The organism is Pantoea sp. SORGH_AS_0659, assembly GCF_031453915.1.
GTDB lineage: Bacteria > Pseudomonadota > Gammaproteobacteria > Enterobacterales > Enterobacteriaceae > Pantoea > Pantoea leporis.
The window spans coordinates 327963-348598 of the sequence record NZ_JAVJAK010000001.1 but is presented as its reverse complement, the minus strand read 5'-3'; the positions used below and the strand labels follow the sequence as shown (position 1 = coordinate 348598).

The window sequence follows — 20636 nt, the reverse complement described above, 5'->3', positions numbered from 1 at the left end:
AGCAAAGCATGAACACTTATATTGTCATTCTGGCTGTCATGCTCGCCTGTTCCTTATTAGCAGGTATCGGCTATTGGTTCGCTATGCGGCATCGTCCGCCGTTGGCGAAACCACTGCCGTTTATCAGTCCGCCTAATCGTAAACTCACCGACGAAGAACGCGCTGCCGTTGAAAAGTACATCGCGCTACTGGTGAAACAGCAGCAACACAGCAGCGCGCGATCCGCAAAGAAGCCGCGCGAACCTCAAGCGCTGACGCTCACCGCGCAAAGCAACAATGTTTATCCTGTCACCCGCTCCATCACCCGCTATGGCCTCTCCACCGACGATCCGCAGAAGTGGCGCTACTATCTCGATGAAGTCGAAGTGCATCTTCCGCCGCTTTGGGAACAGTACATAGCCGAAGAGAACCACGTAGAGCTGATCCGCACGCAAACGCTGCCGCTGGTGATTTCGCTTAACGGACATTCGCTGGTGAATTACGCGGTAGAACAACCGGCGCTGCCGCCACTGGTGCGTCCGATGTCCACTAACGCGTCGATTCGTAAAGAAGAGAGCGAGAATGTTGAGCTGCTGCAGGTACGCAAAGAGACCTCAGAAGAGTATCAGCTGTCTCGCGCCGACGGCACGCGTGAAGCGGTCGCCATCTGTTTCGCTTTCCTGCTGTTCTTCCTGAGTCTGGTGCTGCCCGGCAGCCTGATGGGCTGGATTGCGCTGCTCGGCTGCCTGATGATCGCCGTTAGCCTGTGGTTCCTCTATCGCTTCCCTGGCGCCAAAGGTTTGCGCGATGTGCATTGCCTGCGCGGTGCGCCCAAGCGCTGGGGCCTGTTTGGTGAATCCAATCAGGAGCAGAGCAACATCTCGCTGGGCATTATTGATTTAATCTATCCCGCGCACTGGCAGCCGTATGTAGCGCACGATTTAGGCCAAACCACCGACGTCGATATGTACCTCAATCGTCAGGTAGTGCGTCAGGGGCGCTTCCTGTCGCTGCAGGATGAAGTGCGTAACTTCCCGGTGCAGCGCTGGCGTAAAAATCTGGTGCTGGCGTGCGGCTCGCTGCTGGTGCTGGTCATGCTATTCACCTGGATTCCTCTCAGCATGCCGATCAAACTCAGCCTTGCATGGGTGAAAGGCACCGAGAGCATTGAAGTGAATAGCGTGGATAAGCTGAATGCGCTGCCGCTGCACATCGGCGACATTTTGAAAGTGGGCGGCACCGGCATGTGTTCGGTACCGGGCAATTATCAAAGCAATCGCAGCTACGCCTACATGCCGTTCGACTGCTCGGCGATTTACTGGAATAACGCCGCGCCGCTGCCACAGCCGCAATCGGAGATCATCGATAAAGCCTCGGCGCTGCTCGATACCACCACGCGCCAGCTGCATCCGGAAACCAATACCGATCCCAAACTCAATCCGCAGCTCGCCTCGGCGATTCAGAAATCGGGCATGATTCTGCTGGATGACTTCTCGGATTTGGTGCTGAAAACCCAGGATCTGTGCAGCCAGCAGCAGGATTGCGTACGCCTGAAAAATGCGCTGGTGAATCTCGGCAACGCCAAAGATTGGGATTCACTGATTCACCGCGCGGATTCTGGCAAGCTGAATGGCATGAACGTGCTGCTGCGTCCGGTGAGTGCCGAAGCGCTGGAAAATCTGGTGAACACCGCCACCTCCAGCTTCTTCGCGCGTGAAACGCGCCGTGCGGCTGAAAACCTCAATAGTCCACCGCCGGGTGGCTTCCTGATTGTCAGTGATGAAGGTCGTCAGATGGTGATGCAGCCGCAGCCGTCGGTACCGCTGTTCGATCTTGATGCGCCTTCGCAATGGCGCGAGCTGCAACGCATGTCTGGCATGCTGCTGCATACGCCATTCGCCGCCAGCGGCATCATCACCAGTATTACCACCGATGCCAACGGCACACGCCATATCGCGCTGCATAACGAGCCGGATGCCATGGCGCAGTGGCGCTATTTGGGTACGACGCTGTTGATGCTGGTGCTGATTGCCAGCGCGGTGATCAACGGCTTGCTGGCGCTGCGTCGTATTCATCGCAATCGCCTGCGCATGGCGGAAATTCAGCAGTATTACGATAAGTGCTTCAACCACAATCTGAACACTATGCAGAGCGTGCGCTCACTGTTCTGAGCCCTCTCCTTCTGTGCTACCCTGTCGCCCACTTTTTTGCGGCGAGAAAGACAATGCAGGTTACGCTTAACTGGTCAGAGATTGATACCGTGCTGCTGGATATGGACGGCACCTTGCTCGATCTCGCCTTTGATCGCCACCTCTGGCTGGAACACGTTCCGGAAACCCTGAGCCGCGAACGCGCCATCACGCTGGGCGAAGCGCATCAGCTGATTGAGCAGAAATACCAGGCCGTGGTGCATACGCTAAACTGGTATTGTCTCGATTACTGGTCTCAGGAACTGGCGCTGGATATTCGCGCCATGACGTGGGAGAAGCGCCACCGCGCGGCAATGCGTGAAGATACGCTGCCGCTATTGCAGGCGCTGCGTGCCGCAGGTAAGCGCACGATTCTGTTGACCAATGCGCATCCTTACAATCTAGATGTGAAACTGGAGCAGACCGGATTAGCTGCCCACCTTGATTTATTACTTTCCACCCATACCTTTGGATATCCGAAAGAGGATCCGCGTCTCTGGCAAGCCGTTCAGCAACACACTGCGTTTGACAGCGCGCGCACGCTATTCATTGATGACAGCGAAGCGATTCTGGATGCAGCAACACGCTGGGGCATCCGCTGGTGCTTAGGCGTCAGCAATCCGGATTCCGGTCGGCCCGATCAATCTTTCCAGCGTCATCCGGCGGTACGCGATTATCGCCAATTGTGTGAGACGCTGCGTTAAAGCAGGAGCCGCAATACCATGAAAGAGAAAGTGAGCGAAGGCGTGCGCCTCGACAAATGGCTGTGGGCCGCGCGCTTCTACAAAACGCGTGCGCTGGCACGCGAAATGGTCGAAGGCGGCAAAGTGCATTACAACGGTCAGCGCAGCAAGCCGAGCAAACTGGTGGAGCTAAATGCTGAATTGACGCTGCGTCAGGGCAACGATGAGCGCACCGTGGTGATCACCGCCGTGACCGATCAGCGTCGTCCGGCCAGCGAAGCCCAGGCGCTGTATGCCGAAACCGCCGCCAGCATCGACAAGCGCGAGAAAACCGCGCTGGCACGCAAGATGAATGCCTTAACCATGCCGCACCCCGATCGCCGCCCGGATAAGAAAGAGCGCCGCGATCTGATGAAATTTAAATTGTCGGGTGATAAATAACGCGCCCCCAACGAGAGAAACACTATGTCTGCAAACGATCAACTGCACCGTTACCTGTTCGAAAACGTCGCCGTGCGCGGCGAGCTGGTCAATGTGAGCGAAACCTGGCGTGAAATCGTCGAAAATCACAACTACGTTGAGCCGGTAAAAACCTTGCTGGGCGAGCTGCTGGTAGCCACCAGCCTGCTAACGGCAACGCTGAAGTTTGACGGTGATATCACGGTGCAGTTACAGGGCGACGGTCCGCTGACGCTGGCGGTGATCAACGGTAACAACCGTCAGGAGTTGCGTGGCGTGGCGCGCGTGCAAGAAGACGCGGAGATCGCACCCGGCAGCAGCCTGAAAGAGATGGTCGGTAACGGCTATCTGGTGATCACCATTTCGCCAGAGAAAGGCGAGCGCTATCAGGGCGTGGTTGGCCTGGAAGCGGATACGCTGGCGGGTTGTCTGGAAGATTACTTCATACGTTCTGAGCAGTTGCCAACGCGCCTGTTTATCCGCACCAGCAACAAAGGCGCAGCCGGCATTCTGCTGCAGGTGCTGCCAGCGCAAGAGCCGAGCCTGGATGATTTCAATCACCTCGCCACGCTGACCGAAACCGTGAAGAGCGAAGAGCTGATTGAGCTGCCCGCCACCGACGTGCTGTGGCGCCTGTATCATCAGGAAGAAGCCACCGTGTTCGATCCGTCGCCAGTCAGCTTCAAGTGCACCTGTTCACGCGAGCGCTGCGGTGAAGTGCTGAGCACGTTGCCGGTTGAGGAAGTGGACGAAATCCTCGCAGAGGATGGCGAAATCGATATGAATTGCGACTATTGCGGATCGCATTACGTGTTCGATGCAGTGGATATTGCCGCTATTCGTAACGCGCCAACCAACAACAGCGATCACGTGCATTAATTACCTGCCGGGCGGTTCATCCGCCCGCATTCCTGCTGAACGTATCCCTATCATTTATCACGGTTATTAGCTAAATAACGCTGACTTTAGTTTCATAAGTGGCAGATTTCTCTACTTGTCACGTTCCAGCTCGCATTTCTGACTATCTTCTCTTTTCCGCCGTGCTCAGAAGAGTACACTGCGCGCGATCTGCCCTGCGTGGCTATGCAGGCAGGCGGCAGAATCACCTCATAAAAAATATGCAGTAACAGATACCGATTAAAGGAGCAGTCACATGCGCGTTAACGGCCTGACATCGCAAGACCTCGCCTCTATGGGCATCAGCGGCACCACCGAAGTGGTGTACAACCCTGATTTCGACACCCTGTTTCAGGAAGAAACTCGCCCAGAGCTGGAAGGTTATGCGCGAGGCATTCTGACGCAGAGCGGTGCTATTGCCGTGGATACCGGCATCTTCACGGGTCGCTCGCCAAAAGATAAGTACATCGTTCGGGATGACACCACGCGCGACACGCTGTGGTGGAACGATGTCGGCAACGGTAAAAATGATAACCAGCCGCTGTCACAGGAAACCTGGCAGGCGTTGAAAGATCGCTGCACCCAGCAGCTTTCCGGCAAACGCCTGTTTGTGATCGATGCGTTCTGCGGTGCCAATCCTGACACGCGCCTCAGCGTGCGCTTCGTGATGGAAGTGGCCTGGCAGGCGCACTTCGTCAAAAACATGTTTATCCGCCCGAGCGAAGCCGAACTGGCTGACTTCAAACCGGATTTCGTGGTGATGAACGCCGCGCAGTGCACCAATCCAGACTGGCAGGCGCAAGGTCTGCACTCCGAGAACTTCGTCGCCTTCAACCTGACCGAGCGCATGCAGCTGATTGGCGGCACCTGGTACGGCGGCGAGATGAAGAAAGGGCTGTTCGCCATCATGAACTACCTGCTGCCGCTGAAAGGCATCGCTTCAATGCACTGTTCGGCTAATGTCGGCAAAGCGGGCGATGTGGCGGTGTTCTTCGGCCTGTCCGGCACCGGTAAAACCACATTGTCCACCGATCCGGATCGCCAGCTGATTGGCGATGACGAACACGGCTGGGATGACGACGGCGTGTTCAATTTTGAAGGCGGCTGCTACGCCAAAACCATCAATCTGTCTGAGCAGGCGGAGCCGGAGATCTACCGGGCGATTCGCCGCAATGCGCTGCTGGAAAATGTGGTGGTGCGCGCCGATGGCAGCGTGGATTACGCCGACGGCAGCAAGACCGAGAATACCCGCGTCTCTTATCCGATCGAGCATATCGAGAACATTGTGCAGCCGGTGTCGAAAGCGGGCCATGCGAAGCGGGTGATTTTCCTTACCGCCGATGCCTTTGGCGTGCTGCCGCCGGTTTCACGCTTGACGCCGGAACAGACGCAATACCATTTCCTGTCTGGCTTTACCGCCAAACTGGCCGGCACCGAGCGCGGCGTCACGCAGCCAACGCCCACCTTCTCTGCCTGCTTTGGCGCGGCGTTCCTGACGCTGCACCCTACGCAATATTCCGACGTGCTGGTGAAGCGCATGGAAGCGGCAGGTGCGCAGGCGTATCTGGTGAATACCGGCTGGAACGGCAGCGGCAAGCGCATTTCGTTGAAAGACACGCGCGCCATCATCAATGCGATTCTGGCCGGTGAGCTGGATGAGGTTGAGACTGACACCTTGCCGGTGTTCAACCTGCAGATGCCTAAAGTTCTGCCGCAGGTGGATAGCGCGATTCTCGATCCGCGCCGCAGCTGGCCAACAGAAGCGGCCTGGCAGCAAGCCGCGCAGGATCTGGCGCAGCGCTTTATTACTAACTTTGAGAAATATACCGATAACGATGCGGGTAAAGCGCTAGTTCAGGCGGGTCCGCAGTTGTGATGTGAAAACCCGGTGGGCATAAATGCCCGCCGGGTATCACGCACTGTGATTGATACTCGCCACCGCCGTAGCGCTGCTGCCTTCCGGAATCGGCAACCAGGCACGAATCCGCAATCCGCCCCGGTCGCTGTCACCAATCTCCAGCGAGCCTTCATGCGCATCAATAATACGCTGCACAATCGCCAAACCGAGACCGGTGCCGCTGGTACTGCGCGCGCTGTCGCCGCGCACAAACGGCTGGAACAGATGCTGTAGCTGATCCGGCTTGATGCCCGGACCATCATCTTCCACCTGGAACCACGCGCGGTTCAGCTCCTTGCCGCTGCTGACCTTAATCCATCCATTGCCATAACGCGCCGCGTTGACCACCAGATTCGCCAGCGCGCGCTTGATCGACAGCGGGTTGATATCCAGCATCAAATCCTCGGACATCACCGCGTTCTCAATCTCGCGCTCGTAGCCGCTCTCTGCCGCCACCACTTCGCCCAGCACGCTGTTGAGGTCGGCACGCTCGGTCTGCATCTCCTGACCGGTACGCAGATAGTCGATGAACTGCTCGATAATCGCGTTGCACTCTTCGATATCTTTGTTGATCGACTCGGCCAGATAACCATCCTGCTCGCCCATCATCTCAGTAGCGAGACGAATGCGCGTCAGCGGCGTACGCAAATCGTGGCTGACACCCGCCATTAACAAGGTACGATCGTCGGCCAACTGCTTCACACCGGCCGCCATTTGGTTAAACGCCCGCGTCACCGAACGCACTTCCGACGCGCCGTATTCACGCAGCGGCGGTGGAATGATGCCTTTACCGACCTGCAACGCCGCATGCTCCAGATCCACCAGGGGTCGGTTCTGGATGCGGATAAACAGCCAGGCGCCGCCAATCGCCAGCAGCATAATCGCCAGCGTGTAGCGGAACAGCGGTGAGAAGTCGCCCTGATGGATTTCGGTGAGCGGCACGCGCACCCAGATATCCGGCGACAGCCAGGTTTTCAGCCACACCACCGGCGAGTTTTTATTCACCTCGACACGGACATCGGTAGGACCGCCCAGCTGCTGGCCCATCTGCTCACTAAGGAATTCGTAATGTTGCGCCCAGCGCAAACCGCTCTCTTCCGCCGCCGCGTTGGTATACAACGAGATGCCCAGCTCACGATAAATTTCGCGTCGGAAGGCCGGAGGCACTTCCAACTGCGTTCCGTCTTCCAGCTGCAGCCGATCGGTCATCAACATACGCACTTCGTACGCGAGGACCTTATTGAACTGCTGCAAGCTGGGAAGAATGGCGAAATTGAGCACCACCAAATAGGTTGTTACCAGGCTGACGAACAGCAAGGTAACAATCAATAACAAGGTGCGGGCAAACGAACTGCGGGGTGAGAAGCGCAATCGCCTCATGCTTTGCTGCCGTCCGGAACGAATACGTAGCCAAGACCCCAAACGGTCTGAATGTAACGTGGATGCGCCGGATCTTCTTCCACCATGCGGCGCAGACGCGAGATCTGCACGTCGATGGAGCGTTCCATGGCGCTGTATTCACGGCCACGCGCCAGGTTCATCAGCTTATCGCGTGACAGCGGCTCACGCGGATGGCTCACCAGCGCTTTCAGCACGGCAAACTCACCGCTGGTCAGCGGCATTGGCTCATCTTCACGGAACATCTCGCGGGTGCCGAGGTTCAGCTTGAACTTACCGAAGGCGATAACCGCTTCTTCCTGCGAAGGCGCGCCCGGCAACTCATTGGCCTGACGACGCAATACGGCACGAATACGCGCCAGCAGTTCGCGCGGGTTAAACGGTTTTGGAATGTAGTCATCCGCACCGATTTCCAGACCGACGATACGATCCACTTCTTCGCCTTTCGCGGTGACCATGATGATCGGCATCGGGTTGCTTTGACTGCGCAAACGGCGGCAGATAGACAAACCATCTTCGCCCGGCAGCATCAAGTCGAGCACCATCAAGTGGAAGGATTCGCGGGTTAACAGTCGGTCCATTTGCTCGGCGTTGGCAACGCTACGCACCTGAAAGCCCTGCTCGGTGAGATAGCGCTCCAGCAACGCACGCAAACGCATATCATCATCGACGACCAGAATTTTGTAGTTCTCTTGCATGTTCAACTCCCAAAGGCGCCATTGCCTGAGCCAATATTGTTAAAAAAAGAGGCCTCAGTGTGACAGTCATTAATGGTTTATATTCTAGCCGAAATTGTTACAAAGCATATTAAACAGCAGCTTATATTTATTTTTAACCCTGAAATGCGCTTCGCTTCGCGTTTTTTATCTGTGCTTTCAAGCCGCTTAGCGCTTATCTGAAAATTTGGCGCATTTTCTTTATGTTACTGGTTCATGACAAAAAATCCCGCCGCCAGAGAGGCGTTCAGGGCGATTTGACTTAAGGTGATGGTGAAGAATAGGCCTGAGTTGCAGTGATGGCAGCATAAAATAGGGCATTTCTCTTGCGGAATGCGCATCTGTTTTCGGAACAATTCCCGAGCGATAAAAAACAAGGCCAGTGTTAAATTAATTCCTACAAATCAATCAGTAATCTCCTCTTTCCTCGCTTCTCTCGATCTCCGACACTGGATTCGTACCTGTTATTATTGAGTTCATGTGGAGAGAGAAAAATGAAAAAAACGGTAATTCTGCTGGGCGCACTGGTACTGACCAGCTTCACTCAGGTTCAGGCGGCCACCAACGCGGGCGAAGCGGCGGGCGCGCAGGCATCCACGACGGCGAAGGGTAACTCTGACGCGATTGGTGTTGGCGCTGTAGGCGCGCTGCTCGGCGTGGCGCTGGCGACCATGGGCGGCGGCGACAAAGGTGGCAGCGGTACCTCAACCACCACCGCGACCCAGGCCGGTAAATAACGCATCACGGCCGTTCCGTTAATCTCTGCCATTTAATACCGCACATTTCGTAGCGGCGCGATTTATCGCGCAGTCAATTGCGCCGCGACGATGTGTGCGTTTTGCGAAAGAGTGTTGAGTACTACACCAACGGCGATTGCGCTTTTTTAAGGCGTCTCTTTCACATAATCGATGCTGTTCACAAACCACAACTTCTGCCCTTCCGGCGTGTTGACCACCACTTCGTCATCCACTTCTTTCTTGATCAGCGCGCGCGCCATCGGCGAGTCGATCGAGATGTACTCTTTCATCGTCTCGCCATAAATTTCATCCGGGCCAACAATGCGGAAACGCTTAACGTCGCCCTGCTCATTCTCCACTTGCACCCAGGCACCGAAAAACACTTTGCCCTCCTGCTGCGGCGCGTAATCGACGATTTTCAGATCGGCGAGGCATTTGCGCAGATAGCGCACCCGGCGATCGATCTGGCGCAGCAGACGCTTGTTGTAGGTGTAATCCGCGTTTTCCGAACGATCGCCGAGGCTGGCAGCCCAGGAGACGATTTTGGTGACTTCCGGACGCTTTTCATTCCACAAATGGTCGTGTTCGGCACGCAGCTTGTTATAGCCTTCGCGGGTAATCAGTTGGGTTTTCATGACTTCAACTCGTGGTGACGGCGGTTCTTCGCAGCAAAGAGGCTAACAATAAGCGACCGATTGACCATCAGCAAGATTGCGCGCGCTGCATTCAGAAAAAGACGGATTCACGGGCCACCGGCTGGCAATTTTCGGCCTCATTCCGTATAACTGTCCGCTATTTCCAACCCTGTGTAAGCATTGTTAATGATGATGAAAGATTCACTGAGCCAGATTATCGCAGGTGAGCTGAAGGCACGCGCCGACCAGGTTGATGCTGCCGTTCGCTTACTTGATGAAGGGAACACCGTGCCGTTTATCGCACGTTATCGTAAGGAAGTGACCGGCGGACTCGACGACACCCAGCTGCGTTTGCTGGAGAGCCGTCTGAGCTACCTGCGCGAGCTGGACGATCGTCGCCAGTCGATTCTGAAATCCATCGACGAACAGGGCAAACTCACGCCTGAACTCGCCACCGCCATCAACAGCACGCTGAATAAAACCGAGCTGGAAGACCTTTACCTGCCGTACAAACAGAAGCGTCGTACGCGCGGACAGATCGCTATTGAAGCCGGTCTGGAACCGCTGGCCGATACGCTGTGGCAGGACCCATCGCAGGATCCCGAGCAGCTGGCCGCCAGTTACGTTGATGCCGACAAAGGTGTCGCCGACGTGCGCGCGGCGCTGGATGGCGCGCGCTACATCCTGATGGAGCGCTTTGCCGAAGACGCGACGCTGCTGGCGAAAGTGCGTGAATATCTGTGGAAGAACGCGCATGTGGTTTCGCGCGTGGTGGAAGGTAAAGAGGAAGAAGGCGCAAAATTCCGCGACTACTTCGATCACCACGAAGCGCTGAGCGGCGTCCCGTCGCACCGTGCGCTGGCGATGTTCCGCGGCCGCAATGAAGGCGTGCTGCAGCTGTCGCTGAATGCCGATCCGCAGTTCGACGAGGCCCCGCGTGAAAGCTATGGCGAAACGCTGATCGCCGAACACCTCAAGCTGCGCCTGAATAACGCGCCAGCGGATAGCTGGCGTAAAGCGGTGGTGAGCTGGACCTGGCGCATCAAAGTGCTGCTGCACCTCGAAACTGAATTGATGGGCACCCTTCGTGAACGCGCCGAAGATGAAGCCATCAACGTATTTGCCCGTAACCTGCACGATCTGCTGATGGCCGCGCCTGCGGGCATGCGCGCCACCATGGGCCTCGATCCAGGCTTACGTACCGGCGTGAAAGTTGCGGTGGTAGATGCCACCGGCAAGCTGGTCGCCACTGATACCATTTATCCGCACACCGGCCAGGCGGCGAAAGCGGCCACGGCTGTGGCGGCGCTGTGCGCCAAACATCAGGTTGAACTGGTGGCGATTGGTAACGGTACCGCCTCGCGCGAAACCGAGCGCTTCTTCCTCGACGTGCAGAAGCAGTTCCCGCAAATCAACGCGCAGAAAGTGATCGTCAGCGAAGCCGGTGCATCGGTCTATTCGGCCTCTGAGCTGGCGGCGCTGGAGTTCCCGGATCTCGACGTTTCCATCCGTGGCGCGGTTTCCATCGCGCGTCGCCTGCAGGACCCGCTCGCCGAGCTGGTGAAGATCGATCCGAAATCGATCGGCGTAGGCCAATATCAGCACGACGTCAGCCAAAGCCAGCTGGCGAAGAAGCTGGATGCGGTAGTGGAAGACTGCGTAAACGCCGTCGGTGTCGATCTCAACACCGCGTCTGTGGCGCTACTGACCCGCGTGGCCGGTTTAACCCGCATGATGGCGCAGAATATTGTTAGCTGGCGCGATGAAAATGGCCGCTTCCAGAATCGTCAGCAACTGCTAAAGGTGAGCCGCCTCGGGCCGAAAGCCTTTGAGCAGTGCGCGGGCTTCCTGCGCATCAACCACGGCGATAACCCGCTGGATGCCTCAACCGTGCACCCGGAAGCCTATCCGCTGGTCGAGCGCATTCTGGCCGCCACCGAGCAGGCGCTGAATGAGCTGATGGGCAATGCTGGCGGTCTGCGCGATCTGAATGCCCGCGACTTTACCGATGAGCGCTTCGGCTTGCCCACGGTCACAGACATCATCAAAGAGCTGGAAAAACCGGGCCGCGATCCACGTCCGGAGTTTAAAACCGCACAGTTTGCTGAAGGCGTGGAAACGCTCAACGATCTGCTGCCGGGCATGGTGCTGGAAGGCGCCGTCACCAACGTCACCAACTTCGGTGCTTTCGTCGATATCGGCGTGCATCAGGATGGTTTGGTGCACATCTCTTCCCTTTCCGACAAGTTCGTTGAAGATCCCCATCAGGTGGTGAAAGCCGGCGATATCGTCAAAGTGAAGGTAATGGAAGTGGATATGCAGCGTAAGCGTATTGCGCTCACCATGCGTCTGGACGAGCAGCCTGGTGAAAGCAATGCCCGCGGCAGCAACCGCAGCGCAGGCAAAGAAAACGCCCGCCCGGCGGCCAATAACAAAGGTCGCGGCAAACCTGCCAGCTCGTCTGCCGGCAACAGCGCGATGGGCGATGCGCTCGCCGCGGCATTCGGTAAAAAACGCTAAGTTCCTGCCGTAAATAACGCGCGGAGAAACCCTCGTCTCTGCGCGTATCAGCTTGATAAATCTCCTCATCCAACTACGCTGAAAAAATAACCTTCCGCGTGGCCCAGCGATCCATGGATATTATCAACGCCTTAATCGATGAGATTTATCACGGCAGCTTTCCGGTCGCGGCGCGTGAACGCCTGCTTTCCCACATTCGTGCCGCACGCGATACGGCAAAACTGCCGCGCAAGGCGCACTGGGATGAGAAAGATGTGGTGCTGATTACCTATGCCGATCAATTCCGCGAACCTGAACAGCCAACCCTTGCCAGCTTCTCGCGTTTTTATCAGCAGCATCTGCAATCCACTTTCAGCCTGGTGCATCTGTTACCGTTTTTTCCCTACTCTTCCGACGATGGCTTCTCGGTTATCGACTATCACCAGGTCAATCCGATCTGCGGCGACTGGCAGCACATCAGCGCGCTGCACAGCGAAACGCGGCTGATGTTTGATTTTGTCTGCAACCATATGTCGGCGCACAGCCGCTGGTTTCAACACTTTCTGGCGCAGGATCCGGGTTGGGATGATTTCTTTATCAGCATGCCGCCGGCGACCGATCTAAGCGCGGTGACGCGTCCACGCACCTCGCCGCTGCTCACACCGTTTGCGATGGCCGACGGCGAGACGCGCTATATCTGGACCACCTTCAGCGCCGACCAGATCGACCTCAACTTTGGCAATCCGGAAGTGCTGATTCGCATGGTCGATGTGCTGCTCGACTACCTGAACAAAGGCGCGGATTATGTGCGGCTCGACGCGGTGGGCTACATGTGGAAAACGCCGGGCACCAACTGCATTCACCTGCCGAAAACGCATCAGCTGGTGAAGCTGTTTCGCGCCATTGCCAATGAAGTGGCGCCCGGCACGGTGATCGTCACCGAAACCAACGTGCCGCACAAAGACAACATCAGCTATTTCGGTAACGGCAAAGATGAAGCGCAAATGGTGTACCAGTTTTCGCTGCCGCCGCTGGTGCTGCACGCCATTCATTCGGGATCGGCGCGTGCGCTGCGTCAATGGGCCAGCACGCTGGATTTAGGCGGCGGCACGACCACTTTCTTTAACTTTCTCGCCTCGCACGACGGCATTGGACTCAATCCGGCGCGCGGCATTTTGTCGGAAGTGGAGATTGTGGCGCTGGTGCGTGATTTAGCGCTGGAAGGCGCGCTGGTCTCCTACAAGAACAATGCCGATGGCACCACCAGCCCTTACGAAATCAATGTCACCTATTTCGATGCGCTCAATCAGCAGGACGACGACGATGACACGCGTTTGCGCCGCTTCCTGCTGGCGCACGCGATTCTGCTGTCGTTTCCTGGCGTACCGGCGATTTACATTCAAAGTATTCTTGGCTCGCGCAACGATAATGAAGGCGTGCGCGCCGCCGGTCATAACCGTGCCATCAACCGGGAGAAGTACAGCCTGCGTGAAATGGAACAGTGGATCAGCGGCGGCAACCCGCTGCGCCAACAGGTGTATGAACGCCTGAGCGCGCTGATTCAACTGCGCACGCGGCAGCCCGCGTTTCATCCCGATAACCCGATGACGCTGCTGGAAAGCGAAAATAGCCTGCTGGTGTTGCGTCGCCATCAGCCGGATAGCGATGAGGGGTTGCTGTGTGTGTTTAATCTCAGCCGTCATGAGGTGACGACACAGTTACCGCTGGCGCGGCATATGCAGGATGTGATTAGCGGGGAGAAGCTGGATGGCAGCCAGCCCTTAACGCTGGCTGCGTGGCAGTTTATGTGGCTGCGGTAAACGTCATGATCAGCTGCGTAAATTCATCGGGGTGAGAAATGAAAGGCGCATGCGCGGCTTTCTCCATCACCACCGAGGATGAAGCTGGCCAGCGTGAATCCAGTTCTTCTGCGACACGACGCGGCACCAGCCCATCGAGATAGCCGTAAATACGCAGGAACCGCAGCGGTAGATCGTCGAGCGCGGCACGCAAATCGTCCTGACGCAAAATCTCTAATCCCCCTTCCAGCACTTCAACCGACGGCATCGGCTGCGATAACACCACCTCTTTCAACTGACGCGCATCCTGTCGCGCGTTCTCCGTGCCCATGGTTTGCAGTGCCAGAAAGCGCTCCACGGTGCGCTGGAAATCGGTGCTCAACTGCTGCTGAAAATTTTGTAGCGTTTCGGGCTTGATGCCCGGCCATTGATCACGCGCGGTAAAACACGGCGATGAGGCAACGGTGATCAGCGCTGCAACGCGCTCCGGCTGGGTTAACGCCAGCTGGCTGGCCACCAATCCACCCAGCGACCAGCCGAGCAGCACCGCGCGGTCGGGTAACTGCGGCAACAGCTGTTGCGCCATTTCCGCTAAGGTCAGCGGCGCAAAACCCTGGCTGCGGCCGAAGCCCGGCAGATCCACCAGATGCAGGCGAAAATGCGAGCGGAGTCGCGGAACGATGTTTTGCCACACTTCGGCGTTCAAACCCCAGCCGTGCAGCAGCACAAGATCGCGATCGCCCGTGCCTGTGGTGTGCCAGTAAAGCGAACTCATCGGTTACACTCCGGAAAAGTGATAAGGAGGTCGCTATGCTACCAATCCCGGCCCTGTGTTGGCTATGCCGCCTGCCGTTGCAGATTGCCAGCCACGGTTTGTGCAGCCGCTGCGTGCAGCAAATTCCGCGCCTACCGGCACTCTGTCCCTGCTGCGGTTTACCGGCCAGTGGAATGCAGCCCTGCGGGCGCTGCCTGCGCCGCCCGCCGCCGTGGCAGAGCCTGAGCTGCGTCAGCGATTACCTGCCGCCGCTGAGCGATTGGGTGCAGCAGCTGAAGTTTTCTCGCGTAACCGCACTCAGAGTGATGCTGGCGCGGCTGATTTTGTTAAAATTGTTAACAATGCGTCGTGATTACCGGCTGCCGCGTGTAGATTTGGTGCTGAGCGTACCGCTGCATCGTCGGCGCGCCTGGCAACGCGGCTACAATCAGGCGGCGCTGCTAGCAAAACCGCTGGCTCGCTGGCTGGGCTGTGAATATCGCGAAGCGGTAAAGCGGGTGCGACAGGGCGCAGTTCAGCATTCATTGAGCGCCAGCGCGCGTAGAAAGAACCTGCGCGGCGCGTTTCGCCTTGAAATGCCGGTGCGCGGACGCCATATCCTGCTTATCGACGATGTTGTGACGACCGGAAGTACCGTGGCGGAAATTAGCCGCATCCTGCTGGCGCAAGGCGCGGCCAGCGTACACATTGGTTGCCTGTGCCGTACCTTGTAGAGCGTCGGTGTTGGGCGTATTATAACCAAGTAATTTAGTCAACTATTGAGCAATCGCCATGATCGTTATTACTGATGCTGCGCAAGAGCACTTCTCAAAATTGCTGTCCAAACAAGAAGATGGCACTCAGATTCGCGTATTCGTCATTAATCCGGGTACGCCAACCGCTGAATGCGGTGTTTCTTACTGCCCACCCGATGCAGTAGAAGCGACTGATACTGAATTTAAGTTCGAAAAACTGTCAGCCTTTGTTGATGAGCTGAGCGCACCGTACCTCGATGACGCGGAAATCGACTTTGTTACCGACAACCTCGGTTCGCAGCTGACGCTGAAAGCGCCTAACGCCAAAATGCGGAAAGTCTCTGACGATGCGCCAATGGTGGAACGCGTGGAATATCTGCTGCAAGCGCAGATTAACCCGCAACTGGCTGGCCACGGCGGTCGCGTATCGCTGATGGAAATCACCGATGACGGCATCGCCATTCTGCAATTCGGCGGCGGCTGTAACGGTTGTTCGATGATCGACGTCACGCTGAAAGATGGCATCGAGAAGGAGCTGCTGGCAGCCTTCCCTGAGCTGAAAGGCGTGCGCGATTTGACCGAGCACCAGCGCGGCGAGCACTCGTACTACTGATTAAGCACGCGGCAGCGACCCGACGCTGCCGCGCGTTCTTCAACGCTTCCTGCGCCCGGTATTCACCGCATTCAATAAGCCCGGCACGTTTCCTCTAAACATCTTTTCGATTGTGACGCTTAACTTGCGCCGCCAGTTTGGATATTCATCTACCGTACCCGGCACGTTGACCGGTGAAGTCATAGCAAGCCAGTCTTCAGGTTGCAGCCCCAGCAATGCGCTGTTAGTGCGCGCCAGATAGCGGTGGAAGCCGCGATTGAGCATCGGTGTGAAGGACAATCGGCTAGCAACGGTACCGTGGCGCGCAGGCAACGTATTCATCTGATGCAGCGCATCCAATAGCGCCTGTTTTTGTTTATCCCTTTGCCTTAGCAATGACATGTATACGCTCTCCTGGTACAAGCCCAGTTTGTGACCCAGAAAAAGATCCTCATATCTCCAGAATCCCGCCAACGTCGGCAAATCATGGGTACTGGCGCTGGCAATCGACTGCACGGGATACTCTTGCGGCTGACGATAGCTGCCATCGCCGTGCTGCTCGAAGAACAACACTTTCCACGAGAAAATGCCGCTTTTGCGCAGCAGGCTGACGATCTCTTTTGGCACCGTGCCGAGATCTTCGCCAATGACCATGCAGCGATGGCGCTGACTCTCCAGCGCCAGGATCGCTAGCAGATCCTCAACCGGATAGGCCACGTAAGCGCCTTTATCCGCGCTTTCGCCGTAGGGAATCCACCACAAGCGCAGCAGCGCCATCACGTGATCGATACGCAAAGCGCCGCAGTCACGCATATTGGCGCGCAGCAGGTCGATAAAAGGCTGATAGCCGCGCGCGCGCATCACATGTGGATCGAGCGGCGGCAAACACCAGTTTTGCCCCTGCGGACCGAGGCGATCCGGCGGCGCACCGACGGAAGCGCCGAGTTTATACAGTTCCGGATCCTGCCAGGTTTCCGCGCTGCCTTGCGCCACGCCGACCGCTAAGTCGCGATATAATCCCACTTCCATGCCAAGCTGCTGGCTAATTTGACAGCAGATGGCAAACTGCTCTTGCGCCACCCACTGCAACCAACTCCAGAACTGAATCTCCTCTTCGTGTTCCGCACACCATTGCTGCACCTCCGGCAGCAAAGCGTTGCGCCAGCCTTCCGGCCAGTTGGTCCAACCCCATTCATCAGGATGCTGCTGGCTGCGTTCGGCGAGAATGCCATCAAACGCCGCCTGATAACGCAGATGGTCGCCGCCCTCAACGATAAATTGCTGGAATCCGGCATCTTCAGCGGCGCGCGGCTGAAAGCGTTGCCAGGCAAAGCGCAGCGCGGCCAATTTCAGTTTGGCCACCGCGCTGTAATCGACAAACTCAGCCGCGCGCGCCTGATCCAGCGCTTTGCGTGTTTTCGCCCTTTGCCACCAACGCTGCGCTGCCTCGCTACGCTGAAAATCCTCCAGCCGATTAACGTCGATATACAGCACGTTGAGCCAGCGACGTGAGGTTGGGCTGTAAGGACTGGCATGTTCTGGCTGTGCAGGATAAAGCGCATGCAAAGGATTAAGGCCAACGAAGTCACCGCCATTATTGGCAACGTTCTCCAGCATTTGCGCCAAATCGCCGAAGTCACCGATGCCCCAATTGTCATCCGATCGCAGCGTGTAAAGCTGTACTAACGCGCCCCACAGTTTCTCTCCTTGCTCGACTGATGCCGGGATAAAACAGCGGCGTGGCGCAATGATGATGCGGGTTTGCCACTGCTGGCGACCTTTGCGCAGCGTGAGCTGGTGATAACCTTGTGACAGACGCGGCGGCAGTGTGAGCGGTTCTCCGCCTTGCACTTCGCCGCTGAAGCTTTTGCCCTGTTCGGTTTGTAGCTGCCAGGAAAAGGTGCCGCTGCCTTGTGGCGTCAGTTGGCGCTTGCTGCGAGCAGCAAATACCTGCACCGGCGGCAGCGGTGGCGCTTTACCGGTTGGCGTTTCCATGACTGCCAGCAACGCGCGTTTGGTCTCATCGCTGATGGTTTCCGGCTCGCCGTGCGCGTTAATAAAGCGCAGCGAAATGCCGGCATCCTGTGTCGCCTGGTCCAGCTTGTTGAGCGTCATCGTGTCTCCAAAATCATCTATCGTGTCTTTATCGGGCCGCCTGCCAAATCCGCTGCTGATAATCGCGAATTGAACGGTCAGAGCTGAAGCGGCCGGTGTGAGCGGTATTGAGGATCGCTGCGCGCGTCCAGGCGTCCGGATTTTTCCACAACGCTTCCACCTGCTGCTGCGCGGCGATGTAGGCATCAAAGTCGGCCAGCACCAGCCAGGGATCGCCATTTTTGGTCAGGCTTTGCAGCATCAAATCAAACGCATGCTTATCGCCGTCGCTGAACTTGCCCTTCTCCAGCTCCTTCAGCAAACCATCCAGATAAGGATTCTGTTTACGCAGCTTTTTCGGGCTGTAGCCGCCCGCCTTCAGCGCTTTCACCTCGTCCACGCTGTTGCCGAAGATAAAGATATGCTTCGCGCCCACCGCTTCAGCAATCTCCACATTGGCGCCGTCCAGCGTGCCAATAGTGAGCGCGCCGTTCAGCGCCAGCTTCATATTGCCGGTGCCGGAAGCCTCATAACCGGCGGTGGAAATCTGCTCGGAGAGATCGGCGGCCGGAATCATCAGCTCTGCGGCGGTGATGCGGTAATCCGGGATAAACACCACTTTGAGGCGATCGCTGACGAGTGGATCGTTGTTGATCACCTGCGCCACTTTGTTGATGGCATAGATGATATTTTTGGCGAGGTAGTAGCCGGGCGCGGCTTTGGCGCCAAACAGGAACACGCGCGGCACGAAGTCGGGGTTATCCGGGTTGTCGCGCAGCTGGCGATAGCAGTGCAGCATATGCAGCAAACTGAGGTGCTGACGTTTGTACTCATGCAGTCGCTTAATCTGCACGTCAAACAGCGCATCCGGATTGATATCAATGCCGGTGACGCGCTTGACGTAGAGCGTCAGCCGCTGTTTGTTTTGCTGCTTAATGTCGCGGAACTGCTGACGAAACGCCTTCTTGCGGGCGAAAGGTGCCAGCCACGCCAGCGCATCGAGATCGTTGGCCCACTCAACCTGCAAGCTGTCATCGATCAGCGTCGCCAACAGCGGATTGCACTGTTTCAACCAGCGGCGCGGCGTGATGCCGTTGGTCACGTTATGGAATTTGTTCGGCCACAGCAGGTGATATTCCGGGAACAGATCTTTCACCACCAGCTCGGAGTGCAGCGCCGCCACGCCGTTGACGGCGAAACAGCTCACCACGCACAGATTCGCCATGCGCACCTGACCATCAGCCACCACCGCCAGCTTGTGCCAGATCGCTTTATCGTCTGGCCACCGTTGCTTCACCACCTTTTTCAGGCGGCGATTAATCTCGCGGATGATCAACATATGGCGCGGCAGCAGGTCGCGCACCAGCTTCTCATCCCAGCGCTCCAGCGCTTCCGGCATCAGCGTGTGATTGGTATACGCAAAAGTGCGGCTGGTGATATGCCACGCATCGTCCCAACTCAGTTGATGCTCATCCAGCAGCACGCGCAGCATCTCCGGGATGGCGATGGTGGGGATGCGTGTCGTTAAGCTGGATCACTTCGAAATCAGGCAAAGTGCGAATGGCGCGCCCGGCGAGATGATGACGCCGCAGAATATCGCCCACCGCGCAGGCGCACTGGAAATACTGCTGCATCAGGCGCAGCCGCTTACCTTCGGCATGATTATCATTGGGATAGAGCACTTTGGTCAGCTTGTCGGCTGCAATGCCTTGCTGCTCAGCCTGCAGGAACTGGCCGTTGTTGAACGCGGTGAGATCGAACGGCTGCGCGCTGCTGGCTTTCCACAAGCGTAGCGGCAGCGTGATACCGTTGCGATAGCCCACCACCGGCAAATCCCAGGCTTCCCCTTTGAGGTGAATTTTAGGTCGCCAGCTGAGGCTGCCATCGTGGTTCTCTTTGACCTTGCCGCCGAGGCCTACCTGCACATCCAGCGCGGCGTTGTGGCGGAACCACGGATAGCGATCGCGCTGCCAGTCATCCGGCGCTTCCTGCTGCTGTCCGTCGGCAAACGTCTGACGAAACAGGCCGTATTGATAGTTGAGGCCGTGGCCCATCGCAGCCTGGCCGACGGTCGCCATCGAATCCATATAGCAAGCGGCCAAACGCCCCAATCCGCCGTTACCGAGTGCCGGATCCACCTCCTCTTCCAGCAGTTCGCTCAGCTCAACCTGATGTTCCGCCAGCGCGGCTTGCACTTCGTTATACCAGCCAAGATTGAGCAAATTGTTGCCGGTCAAACGCCCCAGCAGAAACTCCATCGACAGATAGTTGACGTGGCGCTGCCCGTGTTTGGCTGGCACAGGTGGCTGCGTCGCCAGCATTTCTGCCAGCACGCGGCTCAGCGCTTGCCACCATTGCTGCGGTGTCATTTGCTGGGCGGAAGTGAGTCCGAGATGCTGCCATTGGCGGGTGAGCGCGGCGTCGAAACGTGTTTTATTGAATTTTTGCTGCGACATATCAATCCCTTCGAGTCCGTTAACGGTAAAGCCGGGCGAGCGCAAGAGGTGAATGGATAAGTAAAGCTGGGGGCGCAGAAAAAAGCGACAGGGAAAT

15 protein-coding genes and 1 pseudogene are annotated in these 20636 nt (G+C 57.1%); 10 read left to right on the top strand and 6 right to left on the bottom strand.

Translation table 11 applies throughout. From position 1 onward, the window contains the following. Positions 1-8: 8 nt before the first annotated feature. The 5 genes from Q3H59_RS01680 to pckA all read left to right on the top strand — a co-directional run bounded on the left by Q3H59_RS01680 (position 9) and on the right by pckA (position 6083). Positions 9-2150, top strand: coding sequence for an intracellular growth attenuator family protein (locus Q3H59_RS01680; protein ID WP_309832852.1), 2142 nt, complete (start codon positions 9-11; stop codon positions 2148-2150). 53 nt (positions 2151-2203) lie between these two features. Then, positions 2204-2872, top strand: a complete 669-nt coding sequence (gene yrfG, locus Q3H59_RS01675; RefSeq protein ID WP_309832850.1) for a GMP/IMP nucleotidase — start codon at positions 2204-2206, stop codon at positions 2870-2872. A gap of 18 nt (positions 2873-2890) precedes the next feature. Continuing rightward, on the top strand, positions 2891-3292 hold the full coding sequence (gene hslR, locus Q3H59_RS01670) for a ribosome-associated heat shock protein Hsp15 (protein ID WP_101762677.1): 402 nt from the start codon (positions 2891-2893) through the stop codon (positions 3290-3292). A gap of 24 nt (positions 3293-3316) precedes the next feature. After that, entirely contained in the window at positions 3317-4189 is an 873-nt protein-coding gene (hslO, locus tag Q3H59_RS01665; protein WP_277974181.1) for an Hsp33 family molecular chaperone HslO, read from the top strand. A gap of 274 nt (positions 4190-4463) precedes the next feature. Then, positions 4464-6083 (top strand): phosphoenolpyruvate carboxykinase (ATP), encoded by a 1620-nt coding sequence (gene pckA / locus Q3H59_RS01660; protein WP_101762679.1) that lies wholly within the window; start codon positions 4464-4466, stop codon positions 6081-6083. A gap of 36 nt (positions 6084-6119) precedes the next feature. Here pckA and envZ read toward each other — a convergent pair whose 3' ends face one another. Then, positions 6120-7484: a two-component system sensor histidine kinase EnvZ gene (gene envZ, locus Q3H59_RS01655; RefSeq protein WP_101762680.1), complete on the bottom strand. Its 1365-nt coding sequence runs from the start codon at positions 7482-7484 to the stop codon at positions 6120-6122. Next, complete coding sequence (gene ompR / locus Q3H59_RS01650; RefSeq protein ID WP_001157751.1) at positions 7481-8200, bottom strand: two-component system response regulator OmpR; 720 nt, start codon at positions 8198-8200, stop codon at positions 7481-7483. Before ompR ends, envZ begins: the two co-directional genes overlap by 4 nt. 512 nt (positions 8201-8712) lie before the next feature. On the opposite strand from ompR, the gene yjbE reads away from it, so the two are divergent. Continuing rightward, positions 8713-8955: an exopolysaccharide production protein YjbE gene (yjbE, locus tag Q3H59_RS01645; RefSeq protein WP_137386665.1), complete on the top strand. Its 243-nt coding sequence runs from the start codon at positions 8713-8715 to the stop codon at positions 8953-8955. A gap of 146 nt (positions 8956-9101) precedes the next feature. Here the strand turns inward: yjbE and greB are convergent, their stop codons facing one another. Then, entirely contained in the window at positions 9102-9590 is a 489-nt protein-coding gene (greB, locus tag Q3H59_RS01640) for a transcription elongation factor GreB (RefSeq protein WP_101762682.1), read from the bottom strand. 192 nt (positions 9591-9782) lie between these two features. On the opposite strand from greB, the gene Q3H59_RS01635 reads away from it, so the two are divergent. Then, the gene (locus Q3H59_RS01635) at positions 9783-12110 is read left to right on the top strand and encodes a Tex family protein (RefSeq protein WP_110867721.1); all 2328 of its coding nucleotides are present in this window, start codon (positions 9783-9785) and stop codon (positions 12108-12110) included. Positions 12111-12223: 113 nt separating this feature from the next. Beyond that, positions 12224-13909, top strand: coding sequence for an alpha-amylase family glycosyl hydrolase (locus tag Q3H59_RS01630; protein WP_101762683.1), 1686 nt, complete (start codon positions 12224-12226; stop codon positions 13907-13909). Here Q3H59_RS01630 and bioH read toward each other — a convergent pair. Beyond that, the gene (bioH, locus tag Q3H59_RS01625) at positions 13893-14663 is read right to left on the bottom strand and encodes a pimeloyl-ACP methyl ester esterase BioH (RefSeq protein ID WP_280172165.1); all 771 of its coding nucleotides are present in this window, start codon (positions 14661-14663) and stop codon (positions 13893-13895) included. The two genes, Q3H59_RS01630 and bioH, sit on opposite strands and share 17 nt — an antisense overlap. A 35-nt stretch (positions 14664-14698) precedes the next feature. On the opposite strand from bioH, the gene gntX reads away from it, so the two are divergent. Both gntX and nfuA read left to right on the top strand, forming a co-directional pair. Beyond that, a complete protein-coding gene (gene gntX, locus Q3H59_RS01620) occupies positions 14699-15376 on the top strand; it encodes a DNA utilization protein GntX (protein WP_309832843.1) in 678 nt (225 codons plus the stop codon). Between the two features lie 58 nt (positions 15377-15434). Beyond that, positions 15435-16010 (top strand): Fe-S biogenesis protein NfuA, encoded by a 576-nt coding sequence (gene nfuA / locus Q3H59_RS01615; RefSeq protein WP_064741235.1) that lies wholly within the window; start codon positions 15435-15437, stop codon positions 16008-16010. Between the two features lie 39 nt (positions 16011-16049). Here nfuA and malQ read toward each other — a convergent pair whose 3' ends face one another. Beyond that, positions 16050-18104: a 4-alpha-glucanotransferase gene (gene malQ / locus Q3H59_RS01610; RefSeq protein WP_192414816.1), complete on the bottom strand. Its 2055-nt coding sequence runs from the start codon at positions 18102-18104 to the stop codon at positions 16050-16052. A gap of 28 nt (positions 18105-18132) precedes the next feature. After that, positions 18133-20539: pseudogene (gene malP, locus Q3H59_RS01605) on the bottom strand (maltodextrin phosphorylase). Between the last annotated feature and the right edge of the window lie 97 nt (positions 20540-20636).

Coding starts and splice junctions, on each gene's coding strand:
- bioH (WP_280172165.1), bottom strand. CDS start 14,663: ATGAGTTCGCTTTACTGGCACACCACAGGCACGGGCGATCGCGATCTT.
- envZ (WP_101762680.1), bottom strand. CDS start 7,484: ATGAGGCGATTGCGCTTCTCACCCCGCAGTTCGTTTGCCCGCACCTTG.
- pckA (WP_101762679.1), top strand. CDS start 4,464: ATGCGCGTTAACGGCCTGACATCGCAAGACCTCGCCTCTATGGGCATC.
- greB (WP_101762682.1), bottom strand. CDS start 9,590: ATGAAAACCCAACTGATTACCCGCGAAGGCTATAACAAGCTGCGTGCC.
- hslO (WP_277974181.1), top strand. CDS start 3,317: ATGTCTGCAAACGATCAACTGCACCGTTACCTGTTCGAAAACGTCGCC.
- nfuA (WP_064741235.1), top strand. CDS start 15,435: ATGATCGTTATTACTGATGCTGCGCAAGAGCACTTCTCAAAATTGCTG.
- hslR (WP_101762677.1), top strand. CDS start 2,891: ATGAAAGAGAAAGTGAGCGAAGGCGTGCGCCTCGACAAATGGCTGTGG.
- ompR (WP_001157751.1), bottom strand. CDS start 8,200: ATGCAAGAGAACTACAAAATTCTGGTCGTCGATGATGATATGCGTTTG.
- gntX (WP_309832843.1), top strand. CDS start 14,699: ATGCTACCAATCCCGGCCCTGTGTTGGCTATGCCGCCTGCCGTTGCAG.
- Q3H59_RS01680 (WP_309832852.1), top strand. CDS start 9: ATGAACACTTATATTGTCATTCTGGCTGTCATGCTCGCCTGTTCCTTA.
- yrfG (WP_309832850.1), top strand. CDS start 2,204: ATGCAGGTTACGCTTAACTGGTCAGAGATTGATACCGTGCTGCTGGAT.
- malQ (WP_192414816.1), bottom strand. CDS start 18,104: ATGACGCTCAACAAGCTGGACCAGGCGACACAGGATGCCGGCATTTCG.
- yjbE (WP_137386665.1), top strand. CDS start 8,713: ATGAAAAAAACGGTAATTCTGCTGGGCGCACTGGTACTGACCAGCTTC.
- Q3H59_RS01635 (WP_110867721.1), top strand. CDS start 9,783: ATGAAAGATTCACTGAGCCAGATTATCGCAGGTGAGCTGAAGGCACGC.
- Q3H59_RS01630 (WP_101762683.1), top strand. CDS start 12,224: ATGGATATTATCAACGCCTTAATCGATGAGATTTATCACGGCAGCTTT.